Origin of the sequence: Luteimonas sp. 3794, from assembly GCF_031456825.1 — a bacterium.
GTDB lineage: Bacteria > Pseudomonadota > Gammaproteobacteria > Xanthomonadales > Xanthomonadaceae > Luteimonas.
In genome coordinates this window covers 16,940-39,114 of sequence record NZ_JAVDVJ010000001.1, presented here as the reverse complement: position 1 = coordinate 39,114, position 22,175 = coordinate 16,940, and the positions used below count along the sequence as shown (strand labels likewise).

The window sequence follows — 22,175 nt, the reverse complement described above, 5'->3', positions numbered from 1 at the left end:
CGTCAGCGAAAGAAGCGCACCACGTTGCGTCGCAACCAGCCGCCGTGTTCATGCTGCCGGGCAAAACCGTTGAGATGCTGTTTGACGGTTTCGGAGTAGGCCTGGTCGTCGTAGCGAATGTGGTTGAACAGCCAGCGCCCCAGCATCGCGTGCAATTCGGCGCCGATGTCCTCGCCGGCCTGCATGCGCAGGCGGTACTCTTGGACGCGCCGTGCGAACAGCTCATGCACGCGCCGGTGCGCGGCACTGAAGGGATAGCCTGCCTCCTCGATCAACGCCTCCTCGAACGCGAAGTGCGACAGCGTGTAGTCGACCAGTTCGTCGAGCACGCCGCTCAGCGTTTCGCGCGCGCGAGCGTGCTGGGCACGTTCGAGCTGATTGATCATGTCGACGATGCGTCGATGCTGGCCATCGATCACATCGATGCCCGTGTCGAGCGCGTCCTGCCATACCAGTTCCGCCATCACCCTCGGCTCCTCACCCGTGTCGACTGGAGTCTGTGGCCCACGGTCTTCGCCCGCCTTGATCGGGCGCAATGACGGACGAGGCGCGCCGTGCGCAATGCGCGCGGCGTCGTCGAGCCTAGCGCCGATGCAGGGCAATCGATCGGTGTTCCCGTGCGCGCTCTGGATCGCCGACCCACGCCAGGCGATGCACGCGCGAACTTATCGGAGTTCCGAGGGCGGAATCCCGGGCACGCCGCGCCGGATCGCGCGAGAGAAATCGGGGTCGCTGTCCGCATCGCGCGCGCGGTCGGTGATGCGGCCGGCCGCTTCGAGCCGGGCGAACGGGCCCTGGCCGGCGAGCCCGCCGTGCGCATGCGCGTACTGCCCGAACCAGCCCGACAGCAGCAGGCGGATATCGAGCGGCAGGCCCGGCGCGATGTGCCGGGCGATGTCGAAGACGATCGTCGTGCAGTTGCTGGTCACGGTGTTGTAGAAACGCGGCGCCTGCTGCAGCGTGCCGGCCTCATCGACGTAGGCGAGAAACAGCGTGCGCAGCTGTTCGCGCGGAATCGCCAGCCGGTACAGGTACACGTCCTCGTCGCGCACGTTGCTGCGCACCCGCACGATGTCGCGCTCGTCGGCGGCGATCAGCACCGCCTCGAACTGTTTGAAGAAACCGCCGATCGCCGAGAACGATTCGTGGCGCTCCTTGCGGATCTCCAGCGAGAACACCACGCGGCTGCCATCGTCGAAGCCGAACGACACCAGCGTGTGCGCGATCGCCGGGCCCATCCAGTACGACATCACCAGATCGGCGGATGCCAGCCGATCGAGATCGTAGCGGCGCGTCTCCCAGCGCGGCACCGGATCACCGTCGCGGGTCCAGTCGAAGTTGCGCACATTGCGCAGGGTCACGCGGCTGCCTTCGACGTCGGCATCCAGCAGGCGCGCGACGTCATCCGACCAGTCGCGGTCCTGCATCGGCAGCACGGTGTGCCACCAACCCAGCACTAGCAGTGCGGCGACCAGGCCGGCGCCCAGCACACGACCGCGTCGCGGCTGCGGCAGGCGGCCCGCCATTGCCAGCAGCATCGCGACGCCGAGCACGCTCCACAGGGGCAGCCACAGCCAGCGCAGCGGCGCCTGGTGCCACAGCGCGCCGATGCCCCACAGCACGAACACGCCCACTGCCATGCACAGCAGCACACGCAGAACACGACGCAGTGCGACGCGTGCCGCGGCCATCAGGGCACCGTCCCCGGCCCGCACGGAGCGGTGTGGCGCATGGGTAGGCAGTGGCGGTGTATCGGCATGCGGCGATTGTGGTGCAGGACGGCGCGGGGCCGGTAGCTGCGCCCGTCACCTGCGGCGCTGTAGAACGTCGGCAACGCAGTTGACGGGATCATCCGCATGGCCAGGAAGAAAAGCCTCAAGCTGGCGACGTTCAACGTCAATGGCATCGGGACGCGCCTGCCCAACCTGCTCGAGTGGCTGGCGCACGAGACGCCCGACATCGTCGCGCTGCAGGAGCTCAAGGCCACCGACGAGGCCTTCCCGGCCGCCGAGATCGAATCTGCCGGCTACGGCGCCATCTGGCATGGACAACGTGCCTGGAACGGCGTCGCGCTGCTCGGGCGCGGCGTGGAACCGGTGGAGAGCCGACGCGGCCTGCCGGGCGATCCGGATGACACGCAGAGTCGCTACATCGAGGCGGCGGTGCACGGCATCATCGTCGGCGCGCTGTACCTGCCCAACGGCAATCCGCAGCCGGGCCCGAAGTTCGACTACAAGCTCGCGTGGATGCAGCGCCTGCAGCGGCATGCGAAGACGCTCGTCGACCTGGACCATCCCGCCGCGCTGGTCGGCGACTTCAACGTCATTCCGACCGACAACGACGTCTATGACGCGAAGGCCTGGAAGAAGGACGCGCTGATCCAGCCAGAGGTGCGGCAGGCCTATTTCGATCTGCTCGCGCAGGGCTGGACCGATGCGCTGGCCGAGGTGTTCGGCGACGAACAGGCCTTCACCTTCTGGGACCATTTCCGCCAGCACGCCGAGCGCGACCGCGGCCTGCGCATCGACCATCTGCTGCTCAATCCGGTGCTGGCGGAACGCCTGGAATCGGTGGGCGTGGATCGCTGGGTGCGGCTGGAATCGCGCCCCAGCGATCACGCGCCCACATGGGTCGAACTGCGCCTGTAATCGGTATCGGTATCGGCGCAGGCCGCAGGCCGCAGGCGCGCGCCTCGACGCCCTGTTGCAGCGCAGCCGGGCGGAGGTGGGACAGACGATCATCGCCCTCGACGATCTGCGCGTGGATCCAGGCTCCGGACGCGTGACCCGCGGTGGACGCGCGCTGCCGGTGCTGCCGGTGGGCCCGAAGATCCTGGCGACGCTGATGCGGCATCACCCTCGCGTGGTGACGCGCGCGGAACTGCAATCCGCGATCTGGGGCTCGCGACTGCCGAAATCGGATGCGCTGCGCAGCACATGTACCAGCTGCGGCGCACGCGCAACGACGGGTTCGAAGAGCCGCTGATCGTGACGCTACCGGGCACCGGATTCCGATTCCGCGCGCCGCGGCCGGACGCGCCACTCCAGATCTGACGCGTCACCGGGTCAGGTGCCGGTTCCGAACGGACGCCTGCACGGGGCTGCGTTGGCCGGCCGATGACACGCAGCCGCGCATACTGCGCCGATGACGAGTTCCGACCGCAAGAACGCGCCTGCTGCGCGCAACGCCCACGCCCTGTCCCTGGTCGCACGCGGACGCGTGCACTCGCTGGAAGCCCGGCTGTCGATCTCGACCGGCGGCCTGCTCGCGGTCGGCGCGCTGGTGTCGGGCATCCTGCTCGGCGTCACCGCGATCGTCGTCGCGTCGACGCGGAAGCTGCCGGACGGCACCACGCCCCGCGACCTGTAGGCACGGGCGGGCGATTGCCTGCACCATCATCAGGACGTCTGCGACGCCCGGACGATGTGTCCGAGAACTAGGGAAGGTGTGAACAATTCCGCCTTTGGTCGTCATTCCCGCGAAGGCGGGCATGCAGGGTCTTTGGTGTTCAAAGGCTTGAAGTCACTGGATCCCCGCCTTCGCGGGATGACGGCAGTTATTCAGACCATCCTTAGCGCCCGCGTGCGCGTGCGAACGCGTCGGCGAGTGCGTTGTTGCCGGGCGCGGCCGCGGTCTGCGCTGGTTTCCCGCCGGGACGTCCGCCGCGCGGACCGCCCGGACCACGACTGCCATTGCGATCCTCCCGCGAATCGCGCGCCGGTTTCTCGCCCGGCACATCGTCGAGCCGCCGCGTCAGTGCGATGCGCTTGCGCAGCACGTCGACCTCCAGCACCTTGACCTTGACGATGTCGCCGGCCTTGACCACGTCGCGCGGATCCTTGACGAAGGTGTCCGACAGCGCCGAGATGTGCACCAGGCCATCCTGGTGCACGCCGATGTCGACGAACGCACCGAACGCGGCGACGTTGCTGACCACGCCTTCGAGGATCATGCCGACCTGCAGGTCCTTGATGTCCTCGACGCCGTCGGCGAACTGCGCGGCCTTGAACTCCGGGCGCGGATCGCGACCCGGCTTCTCCAGTTCCTTCAGGATGTCGCGCACGGTCGGCACGCCGAACGTCGCGTCGGTGAACTGCTCGGGCTTGAGCGAGCGCACGAACGCGCCGTCGCCGATGATCTGCTTCACGTCGCGGCCGCTGCTGCCGGCAATGCGCTCGACCACGGGATAGGCTTCGGGATGCACCGACGACGCATCCAGCGGCTCATCGCCGTCGGCGATGCGCAGAAAGCCCGCGCACTGCTCGAAGGTCTTCTCGCCCAGACGCGGCACCTTGAGCAGATCCTTGCGGCGCTTGAATGGCCCGTTCGCATCGCGGTGCACGACGATGTTCTCGGCCACGCCGGCCGACAGGCCCGCCACGCGCGCAAGCAACGCTCCGGATGCGGTGTTGACGTGCACGCCGACCGCGTTGACGCAGTCCTCGACGCGCGCATCCAGCGCACGCGCCAGACGGTACTGGTCGACATCGTGCTGGTACTGGCCGACGCCGATCGCCTTGGGATCGATCTTGACCAGCTCGGCCAGCGGATCCTGCAGGCGCCGCGCGATCGACACCGCGCCGCGGATCGACACGTCGAGGTTGGGGAATTCCTTCGCAGCCGTTTCAGACGCCGAGTACACCGACGCGCCGGCCTCGCTGACGACGATCTTCTGCAGCTTGAGCTCCGGCGAAAGCTTGATGACGTCGGCGGCGAGACGGTCGGTCTCGCGCGAGGCGGTGCCGTTGCCGATCGCGATCAGCTGCACGCCGTGATCAGTGCACAGCTTGCGCAGCGTGTGCACCGACTGGTCCCACTGCTTGCGCGGCTCGTGCGGATAGATCGTGTCGGTGGCGACGAGCTTGCCGGTCGCATCGACCACCGCGATCTTGCAGCCGGTGCGGATGCCCGGATCGAGACCGAGCACGGTCTTCGGGCCGGCGGGTGCGGCCAGCAGCAGGTCCTTGAGGTTGTCGCCGAAGACATTGATCGCTTCGGCTTCAGCCTTCTCGCGCGCCTTGCCGAACAGATCGATCATCAAGTGCAGGTGGATCTTCGCGCGCCATGCGAGGCGGCAGGCGTTGAGCAGCCAGGTATCGGCGGGGCGCGACTGCGCGGCGATACCGGCGTGGCGCGCGATGCGGCCTTCGGCATAGGCGTTGCCCTGTTCGGGATCGGTGCCGGGTTCGAGTTCGAGGGTGAGAAACTCTTCGCGCCGGCCGCGGAACAGCGCGAGCAGGCGGTGCGAGGGAATCTTCGCCAGTGCTTCGGCATGGTCGAAGTAGTCGCGGAACTTCTCGCCCGCGGTCTCCTTGCCGGCGGCTACCTTGGCACGGATCACACCGTTGGCGTCCAGCCAGTCGCGCAGCTCGCCGAGCAGCGTCGCGTCCTCGCCCCAGCGCTCCATCAGGATCGCGCGCGCGCCTTCCAGTGCGGCTTTTGCATCGGCGACGCCTTTGTCGGTGTCGACGAAGCCGGCGGCGAAGGTTTCCGGCACCAGCGTCGGATCGGCCAGCAGGCCGTCGGCCAGCGGTTCCAGTCCGGCCTCGCGTGCGATCTGCGCGCGCGTGCGGCGCTTCTGCTTGTAGGGCAGGTACAGATCCTCCAGTCGCGCCTTGCTGTCGGCGGCTTCGATATCGGCGCGCAGCTCCGGGTTGAGCTTGCCCTGCTCGTCGATGCTGGAGAGGATCGCCGCGCGGCGGTCTTCGAGTTCGCGCAAGTAGGACAGGCGCGTTTCGAGATCGCGCAGCTGGGTGTCGTCGAGCCCGCCAGTGACTTCCTTGCGGTAGCGCGCGATGAACGGCACGGTCGCACCTTCATCCAGTAGCGCAATCGCGGCGATCGCCTGCGCGGGCTGCGCGCCGATCTCGGCGGCGATGGTGTCGGCAATTCGACGGGCGAGGGCGGCATCAGGCTTGGACATGGGTTCCACACGGGCTCGCGGCAGCAGCGCCGCGCGGCGATTGTGGCAACCCGCTCCGGTCGGCGGTACCCGTTGACAGATGCACCGGTTGGCACTCCGTAGGAGCGCGCCTGCGCGCGATGAAGCTGACGCGGTCACGCCCTTCGCGCGCGAGCGCGCGCCCACGGGCAAGTGGACGTACCGTTACGGCCGTCGGCGCCAGGGCAACGGAATCTGGAACAGCACCAGCGCGATCCACGCCGCGCGGCTGGAACCGCTCTCGCGCGTCACAGGCAGCGGCGCATCGGCCTCGGGATCATCTTCGACGCCAAGCTGGAATTCGCCGGCATCGAGACGCCGGATGATGTCCTGCGCCTGTGCCAGCTGGTCGTCGCGCACGTGCAGCTTCACGCCGCCGATCGCGAGCCGCCACTCCCAGTTCGCCAGCGCCATGTTCGCGTCGCCCAGGTGGACGTCGATGCCCTCGGCCTGCAACAGACCGCAGGCGATCTGCGCTTCGATCGGATCCGTGTAGCGGGCGACGATGACGCTCACGGGCGGATGTGTGGACACATGTACATGCCGGTAAGGGTACGCTTGCATCCTTGAATCCGTCTCTCACGTGGAGCCTGGCGCATGCCTGCTTTCGACCGTCCCGCACGCGTTTCGACCCTGCGCACCACACTCGCGCTGTTGACTGCTTCACTGCTCCTCGCGGCCTGCAGCAGCGATGCGCCCGAGCAGTCGGCGGCGCGCACCGCGACCACCGATGTGACCGCGCCCAGCGAGATCGTCGACTGGGCCTTGCCGGAGACCGGGGCCGGTTCGGCATCGCCCGACCTCGTCGCCGGCCCGGATGGCGTGCTGATGCTGAGCTGGGTGAATTCGCGCGAAGGGCGCCGGCATGTGTTCCAGTTCTCGCGCTTCGATCCCGCGCAGCAGCGCTGGCGCAATGCGCCGACGACGATCGCGATCGGCAACCGCATGTTCGTCAACTGGGCCGACACGCCGCACGTGCAGGCCACCGCCGACGGTGCGCTGTGGGCGCACTGGCTGCAGAAGAACGGGGAGGCCCCGTACACCTACGATGTCGCGCTGGTGCGCTCGCGCGACGGCGGCGCGAACTGGGGTGCCTATACCGTGCCGCACGACGACGGCACCCAGACCGAGCACGGCTTCGTGTCGATGTGGCCGCAGGGCGACGGCATCGGCATCGCCTGGCTCGATGGCCGCAACACCGTTGGTGCGAGCCATGAGGGACACGATTCGCCTGCAGGCCATGCATCGCCCGGCGAAGGCCGGCCGATGACGCTGCGCGCCGCGAATTTCGACGCGAGCCTGCGCAAGACCGGCGAACAGGAAATCGATGCCAGCGTCTGCGACTGCTGCCAGACCGCCGCCGCGGTCACCGCGCAGGGCCCGGTGCTGGTCTATCGCGGGCGCAGCGATGGCGAGGTGCGCGACATCATGGTCACTCGCCGCGAGGGCGATGCCTGGACCACGCCGACGGCCGTGCACGCGGACAACTGGGTGATGCCGGCCTGTCCGGTCAATGGCCCCGACGTGGCGGCACTGGACAGTGCCGTGGTCGTCGCCTGGTACAGCGCGCAGACCGGCACGCCGCAGGTGCAGATCGCGCGCAGCGACGACGCCGGCACCAGCTTCGCTGCGCCGGTCGTGCTCGACAGCGACGCCGCCGTGCAGGGCCGCGTCGCCGTGGCGCTCGACGGCCAGCAGGCCTGGGCGATGTGGCTGCGCGAGGACGCGAATGGCGCGCAGTCGTTGTGGCTGTCGCGCCGCAGCCCGGACCTGGCGACCGAGTACGAACGCATCGAGGTCGCACGGCCGCAGGGTCGCGGTCGCGGTACCGGCTTTCCGCAGCTGCAGGCGGTCGACGGACATGCCTATGTCGTCTGGACCGATGTCGTCGACGGCGCGCCGACACTGCGCGGCGTGCGCGTGATGCGCTGATGGGAAAAACGCTGCGCGCCGGCCCCGTCCTGGCGACGCCAGACGCCGCATCGCCAGCGTGCCGTGGCGCACATTCAGCGCGGTCCGCAGTGCCGCGGTGAGGGACGTCGTCGCAGGCTCGACCTGAACGCGACTGGCTCGCGCCGCGCTCACTCAGCCGGGCGCACCGTAAGCACAGGACATTTCTCGGATCGACCGTGCTTTCTTCTCCCCCCACGCCGCAGACCGCGGCGAAGACTGCGTGTGCGTCTGCCTTGGACCTGTTCGTCCGCGACGCGATGGCGCGCCATCCCGCACTGCCGCTGCCAGGCCATGGCGACACACTGACCCGTTGGCGTCGTCTGGCGGAGATCGCGGCGCAGGACGTCTGCGGCATCAAGGTGCTCGAGGCGCATTACGACGCGCTCGCAATCCTGACCGAGCTGGGTGCGCCGGAACGTGCGCTGGAGGGTGCGCTGCTGCATGCAGTCTGGGCCGCGGAGCCGCCGGATGCGCGGCTGGAATTCACGCCGGGCGCGGATGGCATCGGCACGCTCAATGGCATCAAGGCCTGGTGTTCGGGCGCGGATCTCGTCGACGCGGCGCTGGTCACCGCGCATGACGGCGACGCGCGTGTCCTGGTGCAGATCATGCGCGCCGCACCGGGCATCGCGCCGATCCCCGGACACTGGCAGGCGGTCGGCATGGCCCGGGTCGAAAGCGGGCGGCTGTCGTTCCGGGACGTTGCGGCGGTGCAGATTGGCGCAGCCGGCGACTACCTCGCACGGCCCGGCTTCTGGCACGGCGGCGGCGGGATTGCGGCGTGCTGGTTCGGCGCTGCGACGGCGATTGCCGAAACACTGCGCCGCCATGCGCGCGCGGCCAACAGCCCGCATGCGATGGCGCATCTGGGTGCGATCGACATGGCGCTGTCCGCGGCCGCGAGTCTGCTGCGCGAGACCGCGGCCGCGATCGATCTTGAGCCCGATGCCCCGCACGCCACCGCAGTCACTCGCGTGCGCAGTGTGGTGGAACGCGCGGCCACCGACGTCATCGACCGGGTCGGCCGTGCACTCGGCCCGGGTCCGCTGTGCGAGGACGGCGCCCACGCGCAGCGCTGCGCGGACCTGACCACCTTCCTGCGCCAGAGCCACGCCGAGCGCGATTGGGCGGCACTGGGCGCAGCGGCGCAAGGTCGGGAGGCGACGTGGCAGCTGTGAGTCTGGCGTCGCAGCAGGACGCGCCGCGGATCGCGGGCGACGGGGTTCCGGAATCGGCATGGCAGCGCTCGGCATGGCTGGCCGCGCTGCCGTCCTTGTCTGCGCAGGACTGGCTGACTGGCGTTTCGCGGTTGGTGGTCGTGTCGCCGCATCCCGATGACGAAGCACTGGGCTGTGGCGGACTGATCGCCACCGCACGTGCGATCGGCCTGCCGGTGCGTGTCGTTTCGGTAACCGATGGCGAGGCCTGCTATCCGGATTCACCGGTGTGGCCGGCAGAGCGCCTGCGTGCCGTGCGCCGACAGGAGCTCGAATGTGCGTTGGCGCTACTCGGCGTCGATGCCGATGCGATCGACACGCTCGACATCGGCGACGGCCGGGTCGCCGAACGCGAATCCGCCCTGGCGCATGCGCTCGCGCCCTTGCTGCATCCGGGCGACCGGATGCTGACGACCTGGCGCGGCGACGGTCATCCCGATCACGAAGCCACGGCGCGCGCGGTCGAACGTGCCGCGGTGGAGCGCGGTGCAAGCGTGATGCAGTTTCCGGTCTGGGCCTGGCACTGGCTGTCGCCGGATGTGCCGGTCTCGCCGCTGCTAGGCGCGCAGCGTCTCGTGCTGACCCCTGCAGCGTGCCGCGCCAAGGCCGCCGCACTCGGATGTTTTGTCTCCCAGCTGCACGACGACAGACCCGGCATGCCGGCACCGATCCTGCCGCCGCACGTGCTCGAACGTTTCGATCGCGATTTCGAAGTGGTGCTGCCATGAGCGCCGCCACGCCCAGCGAATACTTCGACGCGATCTACGCGCAGGACGATCCCTTCGGGTATCGCGAGCGCTGGTACGAGGCGCGCAAGCGCGCGTTGCTGCTCGCGAGCCTGCCGGCGCAGCGTTTCGGCCGCGCCTGGGAAATCGGCTGCTCGAACGGGGAACTGACCGCCGAACTCGCCACGCGCTGCGATCAGCTGATCGCCACAGACCTCAACGCCCGCGCGGTCGCGCTCGCCACCGCGCGCACGCGGCTGCACGGCCACGTCGACGTGCGTCAGGCCCGCCATCCCGACACTTGGCCCGACGGGCTGTTCGATCTGATCGTCTTCAGCGAAGTGGGCTACTACCTCGACGCCGACACATTGATCCAGATGGCGCGCAAGCTGAAATCCAGCCTGCGCGATGATGGCGTGCTGGTGGCCTGCCACTGGCTCGCATCGTTTCCGCAGGCGCCGCAGACCGGTCGCGATGTGCATCGTCTGCTGCGCCGTGAACTCGGCATGCAGCGCGTGTTCGGGTATGGCGATGCCGACGTGCGACTCGACGGCTGGGCCCTGCGAAGCGAGTCGGTTGCGCAACGGGCGGGCCTGCGATGATCGGCGTCGTCATTCCCGCGCACAACGAGGACGCCTGCATCGCTGCATGCCTGGCCTCGGTGCAGGCGGCCGCGCGACATGCCGCGCTCGGCGACGAGGCCGTGGAAATCGTGGTCGCGCTGGATCGCTGCAGCGACCGCACCGCCGACATCGTCGCCGACTATGGCGTCCGCAGTGTCGTGCTGCACGACGGCAATGTCGGTCGCGCACGTGCCGCAGGTGCGGCCTGCGTCATCGGTCTGGGCGCGCGCTGGGTCGCGTGCACGGATGCCGATTCGCGCGTGCCGCAGGACTGGCTGGCCTGCCAGATCGCGTGTGCGGCCGACGCGTTCTGCGGCATCGTGACCGTCGACGACTGGCTCGATTACGACGACACCGTGCGCATGCACTTCGGCACGCCAGAAGAACAGCGCGACGGCCACCCGCACGTGCATGGGGCGAACATGGGATTCAGTGCGGCAATGTACCTGCGCTGTGGCGGGTTTCCGCCGCTGTCCGCGCACGAGGATGTTGCAATGGTCGCCGCGCTGCATCGCGCCGGCGCCGATATCGCGCGTCGCGCGACCCCCGTGGTGCTCACCAGTGCGCGCCGCGTGGCGCGTGCGCAGGGCGGGTTCGCCGACTATCTGCTTGCACTCGAAGCGCGGACCCGCCTGCTCGCGGCGCCGCTGCGCAAGGCCGCGATGCCCGACGTCGATCTCGACCTCGGAAGTGACGCGCATGCCGCCTGAAGTCATTGGCTGGGCGGCCTCGGCGATCCTGCTGGCCACGTTGATCCGGCAGATCGTGACCCAGCTGCGCGACGGCAGTGCGCAGGGCGTGTCGCACTGGCTGTTCGTGGGCCAGATCACCGCCTCGCTCGGCTTCGTGACCTACAGCGCGATGGTGGGCGACTGGGTCTTCATCGTCACCAACGCCTGCATCCTGTTGACGGCGATCACCGGTCAGGTGCTGACCATGCGGCGCAGGCGTGCGCAGTCGTGAGATCGACGTATGTGCATCGACGCAGTGCACCGCCCGACGCGTGTAGACACGCGCCTCCGGCCATCGATGACCGCGCAGGATTCACGCGTGGTCGATACCCCGCCTTCCAAGATTGCGACAGATGATTCTGGAGAAACGTATGACCACCTACACGCTTCAATACGACATGGGCCTGCGTTTCTGGGTGCTCACCGACCCGCAGGGCCAGACCGTGGCGACCTACCTGAGCCGCGCGACCGCGTTGCGCGACGAGGTGGTGCGTAACGTGCTCGAACGCGGCTGCATCCTGCGCATTCGTAACGCCGATGGCACGTATGAGCCCTCGGATGCGCCTGCACCGCCCAGGACCGACGCGGCTGCATTGGCAGCCGTATCGATGCGCGCGGCGGATAGCGTGGCCGCCTGATTCCAGACCAGCCGGTCGTCACAAAAAACGTGTAAGCAACCAGGCCGCGATATCGGGGTGATGACCGGGTTGCGCACCACGTGCGACACGGTCTGCAGACGTCCGGCGGGGCGCGCACCACACGGTGGCGCCCCGACGGTATGCCGGCTCAGGCCAACATGCGCACCTTCTTCTCGCGGTCCCACTGACGGGTCTTGGCCTGGGTGAGGAAACCCTTGGCATCGCCGGCATCCAGCACGCCGGCATCCTTGGCGATGCCGCCGGCCTTGAGCACCGCCTGGGCGCCGTCATCGGCGGCGATCGCCTTCAGGTGTCCGAACGCATCACGCACCCAGTCGACGGCGGCCGCCTCGCGCGACAGCTGCTTGCCGGCTTCCGCCGACAGCACCACGGCGACCGCATCGAACACGGTCGACGGCGTCCCGGCGAGCTGGCCATCGGCGGGCAGACGCTTGCCGTCGGAGAGCTTGGCGCCGCCGAGCTTGGGCGCCACGATCTTGACCATCGCGCCTGCGCCCTCGGCCGCCTTGCGCAGCGCCTTGACCGTGGCGGCGTCGGAGCCGTCATGGACCAGGATGCCGACGCAGCGGCCCTGCAGGGTGTCGCGCATGCGGTCAATGATCCGCAGCGCCGGCGAGACCGGCATGTCCTGCGGCGCGACGCGTGCTTCTGGCGCAGGCGGCAGCGCATCCATGCCCAGGCCGTCGGCGACCCGCTGCGCGAGTGACGGATCGACGTGGCGCAGATGGCCGACGACGGCCTCGCGGACATGTGCGGTCTCGACCTTCGACAGTTCGAACACCAGCGCGCTGGCCATGTGCGCCTGCTCGATCGCGCTCTGGCTGCGGAAGAACATGCGCGCCTGGCTGTAGTGATCGGCGAAGCTCTCGGGCCGCACGCGACCCTTGACGCCGTCGTCGACGGTCGCGTGGTGTCGGTAGCCGGCCTCGCGCGACGCCCGCGGGCTGTCGCCCTGCAGCGAGCTGGGCTCGTAGTTCACCCGGCCCTTGGGCACCTGCATCTGCATGTGGCCGTCGCGCTGGTTGTTGGCGAACGGGCACTTCGGCGCATTGACCGGAATCTGGTGGAAATTCGGGCCGCCCAGACGCGAGAGCTGCGTATCGAGATACGAGAACAGGCGGCCCTGCAGCAGCGGATCGTTGCTGAAGTCGATGCCGGGCACGATATTGGCTGGGCAGTAGGCGACCTGCTCGGTCTCGGCGAAGAAGTTGTCCGGCCAGCGGTCCAGGGTCATGCGGCCGATGACCTGCAGCGGCACCAGTTCCTCGGGAATCAGCTTGGTCGCATCGAGATGGTCGAACGGGAACGCGTCGGCCTCTTCCTCGGTGAACAGCTGTACCGCGAGATCCCATGCGGGGAAATCGCCGGCCTGGATCGCCTCGAACAGGTCACGGCGGTGGAAGTCGTTGTCGGCGGCCTGCAGTTTCAGCGCCTCGTCCCATACCGTCGACTGGATGCCCAGCTTCGGGCGCCAGTGGAACTTCACGAAGGTGCTGTTGCCGTCCTTGTCGAGCAGACGGAAGGAGTGCACGCCGAAGCCTTCGATCGTGCGCAGCGAACGTGGGATCGTGCGGTCGCTCATCGCCCACATGATCATGTGCATCGCTTCAGGCGTGAGCGAGATGAAGTCCCAGAACGTGTCGTGCGCGCTGGCCGCCTGCGGAAACGCGCGGTCGGGTTCCATCTTCACCGAGTGCACCACGTCCGGAAACTTCATCGCGTCCTGGATGAAGAACACCGGGATATTGTTGCCCACCAGGTCCCAGTTGCCTTCCTGGGTATAGAACTTGACCGCGAAGCCGCGCACGTCACGCGGCGTATCCACCGAGCCGGCGCCGCCTGCAACCGTCGAGAAACGCGTGAATACCGGCGTCTTCGTGCCGACCTCGGTCAGCAGGCGCGCGGTGGTGTACTGCGACAGCGACTTGGTCAGCTCGAAGGTGCCGTGCGCGGCGCTGCCGCGAGCATGGACGATGCGCTCGGGAATCCGTTCGTGGTCGAAGTGGGTGATCTTCTCGCGGAGGATGAAGTCCTCCAGCAGCGCCGGACCACGCGGGCCACCGGACTTCAGCGAGTTCTGGTTGTCGGCGACCGGGATGCCCTGGTTCGTCGTCAGCTGCGGATGGGTGCCGCCGGCCTGCTGCTGCAGCTCATCGCCTTCGCCGCGCAGATCGGTGGCCTCGCGTGCAGGTGTCTTGCCGGTCGACGGCGGTTTGCGGGACGTGGCGGGGGCTGGCGTCTTGCTGGCCATGGGCAGGGCTCCGGGGGATGAACGCCCAGCGTGGGCGTGCGCTCGTGAGCGCGCCGTGCACTCTGCGCATTGAGGTTCGACGACGGGCGCGCGACGGAGGGCGGGGATAATCGTCGCCATGACTGCAGACCCCTCAGACCTCAACGCCCAACGCGGCGCCACCGACTGCGTGCGCGTACGCGGCGCGCGCGAACACAATCTCAAGGACGTCGATGTCGACATTCCGCGCGATGCCCTGGTGGTGTTCACCGGCGTGTCCGGCTCGGGCAAGTCGTCTCTGGCCTTCGGCACGCTGTTCGCCGAAGCGCAGCGGCGCTATCTCGATTCGATTTCGCCCTACGCGCGCCGCCTGATTGACCAGGCCGGCGTGCCGCAGGTCGATTCGATCGAAGGTCTGCCACCCGCAGTCGCGTTGCAGCAGGCGCGCGGCACGCCGACCGCGCGCTCGTCGGTCGGCAGCCTGACGACGATCTCCAATTCCCTCCGCATGCTGTACTCGCGCGCCGGCGACTACCCGCGTGGCCAGGCCATCATCTACGCCGACGGTTTCTCGCCGAATACACCCGCGGGTGCATGCCCGACCTGTCATGGGCTGGGCCGCATCTACGACGCGACCGAGGCCTCAATGGTGCCGGACCGCAGCCTGACCATCCGCGAGCGCGCGATCAAAGCGTGGCCCGGCGCCTGGCACGGCCAGAACCAACGCGACATCCTGACCACGCGCGGCATCGACGTCGACGTACCGTGGTCGAAGCTGCCGAAGAAGACCCGCGACTGGATCCTGTTCACCGACGAGCAGCCGGTCGAACCGGTGTATCCAGGCTTCGATCTCGACGAGGTCAAGGACGCGCTCAGGCGCAAGACCGAGCCGGCCTACATGGGCACCTTCACCAGTGCGCGCCGGCACGTGCTGCACACCTTCGCCAACACCCAGAGCCCGCAGCAGAAGAAGCGCGCCGCGCAGTATCTGATCAGCGCCGCATGCCCGGAATGCGACGGCAAGCGGCTGCGGCGTGAAGCATTGTCGGTGACCTTCGCCGGTCTCGACATCGCCGCGTTCTCGCAGCGGCCTCTCGATGAACTTGCCGCGCTGCTGGCACCGGCTGCGGACGGCAAGACCCACGCAAAGGCGCATCCCGAACAGGCGCTGGCGGCCCAGCGCATCGCGCAGGATCTGCTCGCACGCATCAGGGTGCTGCAGGATCTCGGCCTCGGCTACCTCACGCTCGCCCGCGCGACCCCGACGCTGTCGCCCGGTGAGCTGCAGCGGTTGCGCCTTGGCACGCAGATCCGCTCGCAGCTCTTCGGCGTGGTCTACGTGATGGACGAACCCTCCGCCGGCCTGCATCCGGCCGACACCCAGGCCCTGCTGCGCGCGCTCGACCAGCTGCGCGCCGCAGGCAATTCACTGTTCGTCGTCGAGCACGAGATCGAAGTGATCCGCCACGCGGACTGGATCGTCGATGTCGGACCCGCCGCCGGCGAACATGGCGGGCAGGTGCTCTACAGCGGACCGCTCGCCGGCCTGTCGAAAATCGAGGCCTCATCGACGCGCCGCTATCTCGACGACGACGCTGCATCGATCGCGCACACCACGCGCGCGCCCGAAGCTTGGCTGCAGCTGCGCGGCATCCGTCGCCACAACGTGCACAACCTCGATGTCGACATTCCGCTGGGCGTGTTCACCACCGTCACCGGCGTCAGCGGCTCGGGCAAATCCTCGCTGGTGAGCCAGGCGCTGGTCGAACTGCTGGGGGCGCATCTGGGCCAGGGGCGCGACGATGCGGACACGCCGCTGGATCCGCTGGAACGCGGCGTCGAAGTGCCGCTGGACGGGCGCATCGCAGGCGGCGCGGACGCGATCAGGCGTCTGGTGCGCGTCGACCAGAAACCGATCGGCCGCACGCCGCGTTCGAATCTCGCGACGTACACCGGCCTGTTCGACCACGTGCGCAAGCGCTTCGCCGATACGCCGGCGGCGAAGCGCCGTCGCTATGACGCCGGGCGCTTTTCGTTCAACGTCGCCAAGGGCCGCTGCGCCACCTGTGATGGCGAAGGCTTCGTCAGCGTGGAACTGTTGTTCATGCCAAGCGTCTATGCGCCGTGCCCGACCTGCCACGGCAGCCGCTACGACGCGAAGACGCTCGAGATCACCCTGCGTGGCAAGCACATCGCCGACGTGCTCGCGATGACGGTGGCCGAGGCTGCGGACTTCTTCGCCGACGACGCGGCGATCGTGCGTCCGCTGCAGGCGCTGCTCGAAGTGGGTCTGGGTTATCTGCGGCTCGGTCAGCCGGCCACCGAACTGTCGGGCGGTGAAGCACAACGCATCAAGCTCGCCAGCGAACTGCAACGCGCCCAGCGTCGCGGCACGGTGTACGTGCTCGACGAACCGACCACCGGGCTGCATCCCAAGGATGTCGACACGCTGATGCGCCAGTTGCGCGGGCTGGTGGACGCGGGCAGCACGGTCGTCGTCGTCGAGCACGACATGCGCGTCGCCGCGGCCAGCGACTGGCTGATCGACATGGGCCCGGGCGCGGGGGGCGACGGCGGTCAGGTCGTCGCCGCAGGCGTGCCTGCCGATGTCGCGAAGTCGACGACCAGTCGGACCGCGCCGTTTCTGCGGCAGTCCTTGGGCGGCGCCCGGTAGGAGCGCGCTCGCGCGCGAAGGCTGTCCCGGTGAAGCCCGTCGCGCGCGAGCGCGCTCCTACGACGTGCCCGCTCTAGCTTTCCCGCGACAGACGCCGGACTCTGCGCTAGCGTGAGCGCGCCGCAACTGCGGCCGGAGGATGACGATGACGGGATATGTACGCATGCGACGACATGGGTTTGCAGTGCTCTTGATGACCGCGTTCGCGACGGCGCAGGCCGCAACGCCGGAGGACATCCGCCCATCGCCACCGGCATCGGGCCATGCGCCGGTGCTCGCGATCCACGGCGGCGCCGGTGTCGAACGCGGCGACCTGGACGCAGCCGGTCTCGCCGAGGCGCGCGGCGCATTGGAGACTGCATTGCGCGCCGGCCACGCGAGGCTGCAGGCAGGTGCGCCGGCGATGGACGCGGTCAAGGCCGCGATCACGGTGCTGGAGGATGCGCCGAACTTCAACGCCGGCAAGGGCGCCGTGTTCACCCATGAGGGCCGCAACGAGCTCGACGCCGCGGTGATGGATGGCGCCACTGGCCAGGCCGGTGCGATTGCCGGCGTGACCCGCGTGCGCAACCCGATCCTGCTCGCCGATGCGGTGATGACATCCTCGCCGCACGTGATGATGGTGGGCGAGGGCGCCGAGGCCTTCGCGCAGACGCAGGACATCGCGTTGGTGGATCCGGCGTACTTCCGCACCGAGCGGCGCTGGCAGCAGTTGCAGCGTGCACTGGAGGCCGAACGTCGGTCGCAGCCGCAAGCGTCGGTGCTGACCGGCGATGCGCGGCCGTATTTCGGCACCGTCGGCGCGGTCGCCCTCGACGCCGACGGTCGGCTGGCCGCAGGGACGTCCACCGGCGGCATGACCAACAAGCGCTACAACCGCGTCGGCGATGCGCCGCTGATCGGCGCGGGCACCTGGGCCGACGCGCGCTGTGCGGTGTCGGGCACCGGCTGGGGCGAGTACTACATCCGCGCCGCCGCCGCGCACGAGATTTGCGCCCGCGTGCGGTTGCGTGGCGACGACATCCGCGAGGCTTCGGATGCGGTCATTGATCGCGAGATTCCCGCCGCGGGTGGCAACGGCGGCGCGATCGCGCTCGACGCCGATGGTCGCGTCGCGTTTCCGTTCAACACGCCCGGCATGTACCGCGGGTGGATTGGCGCCGATGGGGTGCCGCATGTCGCGGTGTTCCGCGAGGACGAGATTGCATTGCCGGATGGGCGTTGAGCCAAGGCGTTCGAATTCGCTTCCGACGAGCCCTTCTCCCTGTGGGACAGCCTGCCCCGTACTTGATACGGGGTGCCCGAAGGGCGGATGAGGGCGCTCTTCGTGGTCTTTGAACGGAAGGTTCAACCCTCACCCGACGCGCGATGCGCGTCGACCTCTCCCGGAGGGAGAGGTGCTGGTCTCAGAGGGACACACGTCACGGTGGCAACGAGGCGCGCCCACCGCACACCGCACGCCATGCGTTCTCAATCAGCGCTCGTGCCGCCAGTTCACCGAACCGCGGTTCTCCAGCGTGCTCGACTCGATCTCCACGTCGAAGCCCGCGCGCAGCAGGTACTTCAGCGTCAGGACCTGGCCCGTGCCCAGCAGCGACACACCGAAGCCGACGTAGAGCCGCGGCGAGAGTTGCTTGCCGAAACCGAGCACGCTGCCGCCGAGTGCACGCGACTGGCTGATGCCGGCGTTGTCGAGGCCGATCTTGCTGCCGAGCTGACCGGCGACCAGATTGCCGCCGGCGTTGAGCGCGGCCGCGGCGGCGTCGATCTGCTGGCCTTCGTCGCTCGTCAGGCTCGAGGCCGAACGACCCAGTGCGAGATACGACAGCGCTTGCGATGCATCGCTCGATGGATTGGTCCACACATTGACCTGCGGCGCCGACGCGCGCCCGCTGACATCGATGCCGGCGGTGATGTCCTCGGCGTCGATGCGGCGCTCGGCGCGCACGTCGAGCATGGGGTCGGAGACCGGGCCGTTGTTGAAGATCAGGTTGCCGCGGGTGACCTGCAACTCCTGGCCGTAGGCCTTGTAGCGGCCGTCGACCGCAAGCCGGCCGTTGCCGGTCATCTCGCGACCGGGCACCGCGCGCACGCGCAGTTCGCCCTTCATGCGGCCGTCGAATCCGAAGCCGCGCAGGCCGACGTTGTCGCCGACGGTCAGGGTTAGATCGAGTTCCAGCGCGGATGCGGTGGTGTTCTCTTCCGGGTCGACCGGATCGAGCACGACGACATCGGGGGACACCGACACGCCCTCGCTCAGGCCTTCCAGGTCCAGCAGCGCGACATCGACGAAGACCTTGCCGGTGACGTTGAGCGGCTGCCGCGCGGCGTAGCGCACGGTGATGTCGGGCGAGGCGATGATGTGCATGTCGCTGGTGTCCGACACCAGCACGTCGGTGCCCCTGATGGTGAGCACCACCGGCGTGTCTTCGCCTTGCCAGCCGATGCTGCCGCCGATGTCGAGCGTGCCGCCGCCCGAGCGTACGCTGCCGGCAATGCGCGCCGTGCCGTCGGGCAGGGCATCGAGATTGATGTTGCCGGCCTCGAGCGCGATCGCCAGCGAAGGAATCTCGGTGGCGAAGTCGGCCAGGCGCGCCTGGCCGCCGATCGTCGGCTGCGATCGCGTCCCACCGAATGTCACGTCGGCCGTCAGGCGTCCGCTCGGCTCGACAATATCGGGCGAGAACAGTTCGACGAAGGTCAGGTCCTCGACATTGGCGACCAGCGAACCCGACAGCGGCGAGTACGCATCCCAGCCGTTGGTCAGCTGCGCCTGCACGCGGCCGACTTCGTTGAGTGTCGTCGACAGCGTGGCGCTGAGCCGGTTGGCGTCGAACTCGGCGTCGAGACGGAAATCGTCGTAGGTCACCACGTCGTTGCGCGCGCGCTCGGATGTGCGCACGCCGCCCGTGGCCGAGCGGATGCTCGCGCTGCCGACGAAGCCGTTGCCGACCGGGCGTGCGCTGCCTTCGATTGCGATCTCGCCGCGCAGCACGAACGGACGTCCGCCGTCCTGCTCGGGCAGATAGGGCGTGACCAGTGCGAGCGGCAGGCCGGTGCCGTTGACCGACACGCCCTGCCGCGGCCAGTCGGCGCTCGCGCACAGCGAACCCCCGCCGCTGGAGGCGAAGCAGCTCTCGGTCAGCGTGTAGCGCGTGCCGATCTGCTGGAACTGCGTCGGCGACTGCAGCGCCCAGCTCGCGCCGGTGGCTGGCGCGAGGCGCAGGCTCGCCAGCGTGCCCTGCCAGTTGCCATTGCGGCTTTCCGCATTGCCCGACAGATCGAGCGTGCCGATCTCGCCGCGCGCGCTGGCCTCGAGCTGCAGCTTCTCGATCGCACCGCGCGCGGCGAGACGCACTTCGTCGAGCGCGACGCCTGCATTGACCCCGGTCGCGACGACATCCAGCGAACCGGCATCGCCGCGCCACGGTAGGTTGCCCTGGACGCGCGCGCTGGCGGCGGCGTATTCGCCGTAGCGCAGGGCGGTGCCGGTCAGGTCGGCGGCGATGTCGGGCGCGGTGCGCGCGCCGGTCACGCGTACGGTGCCGCGCAGCACGCCGCCGGTGTCGGGCAGGAAATCGGCCAGCTGCAGCGGCGCCAGCGTGGCGTCGATGTCGAGGCGATCGGTCACGGTCGCGGTCGCGTCGACCCGGCTGTCGCCGAGCGTCAGCGCGACCTCGCCTTCGAAATCGGTGCGGCCTGTTTCACCGGCATCGGAAGCCGGGCCGTGCATCGCGAACGTTGCCCGGCCGTCGAGCCGGCGGCCGCGCAGCGTGCCCCCTAGATTGCTGGCATCCACCGCGACTTCCAGGCCGCCGTCGTCACGCGTGTTGCCGGTGCTCGCGAACGTGCCGTTGACCGCGCCCTTCCAGTCGCGGGCGAAGTAGCCGGGATCGAAGCCGGCCAGCGTCGCGTCGAGATCCCACTGCAGTGCCGGCGCCCAGGCGAACTCGCCGCTGGCATCGAGCGTGCCGGTCGGCATCGTCACGCGCGCGGTCTGCAGGCGCATGCGCTCCGCATCGCCGCGGCCGTCGAAGTCCACGTTCGCGCGCAGGCCGTCGCGTTCCACGGTAGCCGTGCCGATCGCGGCCCACGCGGCGGTGCTGCCGGCGATGCCGAGATCCGCGTCGGCGCTGATCGGCGGCGCGGGTTCGGCAGCATTGGAGTCCGCGCCAAACTGCAGGCCGCGTGCATTGGTCGCGAAGCGGAAGCGCACATCGCCCGGCTCGGCCACGTCGGCGAAGCCGCGCAGCGTGACCCGGCCTTCGAAGATGTCGACCACCAGCGGATCGAGATCGAGCCGCTGGTCTTCCAGTGTCACCTTCGACGGCTGCAACACGACGCGGATCGGATCCGCATCGCGTTCGCCCCAGGTCACGTCGCCCTGGAGCTCGGCCGCGCCGCCCTGACCGTCGGCACGGATGTCGAACGCCAGCGGTGTGCCGGGCTCACCGCTGCCCATCAGCAGCGCAGGATCCAGGCGCGTGGTATCGGCGCGCAGCGCCCAGCCGGGGTTCTCGCGGCCACGCAGGGTCAGCACCGCCTTCAACGGCTCCGGCACGTGACCGACCACGGCGATATCCAGACGCGACAGGTCGCCGCGCGCCACCAGGCCGATGCGCGGGCGCGTGCGCGCCGGCGGCGCGGGCATCAATGCGCTGGCGGTGATGTCCATGCGGTAGTCGTCGTCGGGCGCATAGACGCCGTGCGCGGTGAACAGGCCGCGATCGCTGTCGACGACGATGTTCTCGAGATTCAGTGCACCCTGCTGCGCGTCGAGCCCGCCGCGTACGCTGCGAATGTCGATCAGCAATTCGCCGGCCTGTTCGACACGGAAGCCATCGATGCGGATCGTGTCGGCCTGCATCGACAGCGGCAGCTCGATGCGCGGCAGCGATTCGGGCCAGCGCGGCAGCTCGAACGGCGTGTCCACCGACGGCGGCATCGACAGCACCGCGTTGTCGATGTCGAGCACGTCCAGGCGCAGGCGGCGACCGATCAGCGGCATCACCGCCGGATCCACGGTCACGCGTTCGGCTTCGAACACCAGCACGCGCGGCTCGTCGCACTGGCCGTAGGGCACCGGCTGTTCTTCGACGTCCGGACAGCTGCGCTGCACGTAACGCACGTCGTACATCGTCAGCGGACCGGAGGCCGGCCCTTCGGCCGCGCGCCAGGTCAGCTCGGTGCCGGCGGGCAGGCGCGAAGCGACCTGGCCCAGCAGGAAATCGCGGCCGCCGAACGTGGTCAGCAACCACCACGCGACGATGATCAGCAGCACGATCAGCGCGGCGATGCCGATCGCGCTGCGGATCGCGAGTTTGCGCGCGCGGGCGCGGCGACGCGCGCGCAGTTCGGCGATTCGCGCCTCGCGTTCTTCGGGGGTCAGATCACTGGGCAGGCGACGGCGGCCGAAAACCAT

The 22,175-nt window shown here is 69.0% G+C and carries 18 protein-coding genes; 12 read left to right on the top strand and 6 right to left on the bottom strand.

The annotated features are described in order from the left end of the window. Positions 1 to 2 precede the first annotated feature (2 nt). Both J2X52_RS00165 and J2X52_RS00160 read right to left on the bottom strand, forming a co-directional pair. Positions 3 to 464 carry a bacteriohemerythrin gene (locus tag J2X52_RS00165; RefSeq protein ID WP_310148758.1) on the bottom strand — a complete coding sequence of 154 codons (462 nt, stop codon included), beginning with the start codon at positions 462 to 464 and terminating at the stop codon, positions 3 to 5. A gap of 201 nt (positions 465 to 665) precedes the next feature. Beyond that, positions 666 to 1,691 carry a DUF4105 domain-containing protein gene (locus J2X52_RS00160; protein ID WP_310147232.1) on the bottom strand — a complete coding sequence of 342 codons (1,026 nt, stop codon included), beginning with the start codon at positions 1,689 to 1,691 and terminating at the stop codon, positions 666 to 668. 165 nt (positions 1,692 to 1,856) lie between these two features. Here J2X52_RS00160 and xth point away from each other — a divergent pair, with 165 nt between their 5' ends. The 3 genes from xth to J2X52_RS00145 all read left to right on the top strand — a co-directional run bounded on the left by xth (position 1,857) and on the right by J2X52_RS00145 (position 3,369). After that, complete coding sequence (gene xth / locus J2X52_RS00155; protein WP_310147230.1) at positions 1,857 to 2,648, top strand: exodeoxyribonuclease III; 792 nt, start codon at positions 1,857 to 1,859, stop codon at positions 2,646 to 2,648. A 76-nt stretch (positions 2,649 to 2,724) separates the two neighbouring features. Next, positions 2,725 to 2,985 carry a hypothetical protein gene (locus J2X52_RS00150; RefSeq protein ID WP_310147227.1) on the top strand — a complete coding sequence of 87 codons (261 nt, stop codon included), beginning with the start codon at positions 2,725 to 2,727 and terminating at the stop codon, positions 2,983 to 2,985. Positions 2,986 to 3,144: 159 nt separating this feature from the next. Then, the gene (locus J2X52_RS00145; protein WP_310147226.1) at positions 3,145 to 3,369 is read left to right on the top strand and encodes a hypothetical protein; all 225 of its coding nucleotides are present in this window, start codon (positions 3,145 to 3,147) and stop codon (positions 3,367 to 3,369) included. A 202-nt stretch (positions 3,370 to 3,571) separates the two neighbouring features. On the opposite strand, the gene J2X52_RS00140 is transcribed toward J2X52_RS00145, so the two are convergent. Both J2X52_RS00140 and J2X52_RS00135 read right to left on the bottom strand, forming a co-directional pair. Further along, complete coding sequence (locus J2X52_RS00140; protein ID WP_310147223.1) at positions 3,572 to 5,923, bottom strand: Tex family protein; 2,352 nt, start codon at positions 5,921 to 5,923, stop codon at positions 3,572 to 3,574. A gap of 183 nt (positions 5,924 to 6,106) precedes the next feature. After that, a complete protein-coding gene (locus J2X52_RS00135) occupies positions 6,107 to 6,457 on the bottom strand; it encodes a DUF2007 domain-containing protein (RefSeq protein WP_310147221.1) in 351 nt (116 codons plus the stop codon). A gap of 81 nt (positions 6,458 to 6,538) precedes the next feature. On the opposite strand from J2X52_RS00135, the gene J2X52_RS00130 reads away from it, so the two are divergent. The 7 genes from J2X52_RS00130 to J2X52_RS00100 all read left to right on the top strand — a co-directional run bounded on the left by J2X52_RS00130 (position 6,539) and on the right by J2X52_RS00100 (position 11,828). Continuing rightward, the gene (locus tag J2X52_RS00130; protein ID WP_310147219.1) at positions 6,539 to 7,873 is read left to right on the top strand and encodes an exo-alpha-sialidase; all 1,335 of its coding nucleotides are present in this window, start codon (positions 6,539 to 6,541) and stop codon (positions 7,871 to 7,873) included. A 278-nt stretch (positions 7,874 to 8,151) separates the two neighbouring features. Continuing rightward, positions 8,152 to 9,072: an acyl-CoA dehydrogenase gene (locus J2X52_RS00125; RefSeq protein ID WP_310148756.1), complete on the top strand. Its 921-nt coding sequence runs from the start codon at positions 8,152 to 8,154 to the stop codon at positions 9,070 to 9,072. Continuing rightward, positions 9,060 to 9,839: a PIG-L family deacetylase gene (locus J2X52_RS00120; RefSeq protein ID WP_310147217.1), complete on the top strand. Its 780-nt coding sequence runs from the start codon at positions 9,060 to 9,062 to the stop codon at positions 9,837 to 9,839. The genes J2X52_RS00125 and J2X52_RS00120 overlap by 13 nt, the downstream gene beginning before the upstream one ends. Then, on the top strand, positions 9,836 to 10,438 hold the full coding sequence (locus J2X52_RS00115; RefSeq protein WP_310147215.1) for a class I SAM-dependent methyltransferase: 603 nt from the start codon (positions 9,836 to 9,838) through the stop codon (positions 10,436 to 10,438). Before J2X52_RS00120 ends, J2X52_RS00115 begins: the two co-directional genes overlap by 4 nt. After that, a complete protein-coding gene (locus J2X52_RS00110) occupies positions 10,435 to 11,169 on the top strand; it encodes a glycosyltransferase (protein WP_310147213.1) in 735 nt (244 codons plus the stop codon). Before J2X52_RS00115 ends, J2X52_RS00110 begins: the two co-directional genes overlap by 4 nt. Further along, positions 11,159 to 11,422: a hypothetical protein gene (locus J2X52_RS00105; protein WP_310147211.1), complete on the top strand. Its 264-nt coding sequence runs from the start codon at positions 11,159 to 11,161 to the stop codon at positions 11,420 to 11,422. Before J2X52_RS00110 ends, J2X52_RS00105 begins: the two co-directional genes overlap by 11 nt. 139 nt (positions 11,423 to 11,561) lie before the next feature. Further along, positions 11,562 to 11,828, top strand: a complete 267-nt coding sequence (locus J2X52_RS00100; protein WP_310147209.1) for a hypothetical protein — start codon at positions 11,562 to 11,564, stop codon at positions 11,826 to 11,828. A gap of 148 nt (positions 11,829 to 11,976) precedes the next feature. On the opposite strand, the gene J2X52_RS00095 is transcribed toward J2X52_RS00100, so the two are convergent. Beyond that, a complete protein-coding gene (locus tag J2X52_RS00095; RefSeq protein ID WP_310147207.1) occupies positions 11,977 to 14,100 on the bottom strand; it encodes a catalase in 2,124 nt (707 codons plus the stop codon). A gap of 118 nt (positions 14,101 to 14,218) precedes the next feature. On the opposite strand from J2X52_RS00095, the gene J2X52_RS00090 reads away from it, so the two are divergent. Next, positions 14,219 to 16,753 carry an excinuclease ABC subunit UvrA gene (locus J2X52_RS00090; RefSeq protein WP_310147205.1) on the top strand — a complete coding sequence of 845 codons (2,535 nt, stop codon included), beginning with the start codon at positions 14,219 to 14,221 and terminating at the stop codon, positions 16,751 to 16,753. 193 nt (positions 16,754 to 16,946) lie between these two features. Then, positions 16,947 to 17,978, top strand: coding sequence for an isoaspartyl peptidase/L-asparaginase (locus tag J2X52_RS00085; RefSeq protein ID WP_310147204.1), 1,032 nt, complete (start codon positions 16,947 to 16,949; stop codon positions 17,976 to 17,978). A 249-nt stretch (positions 17,979 to 18,227) separates the two neighbouring features. Here J2X52_RS00085 and J2X52_RS00080 read toward each other — a convergent pair whose 3' ends face one another. After that, positions 18,228 to 22,175, bottom strand: a complete 3,948-nt coding sequence (locus J2X52_RS00080) for a translocation/assembly module TamB domain-containing protein (protein ID WP_310147202.1) — start codon at positions 22,173 to 22,175, stop codon at positions 18,228 to 18,230.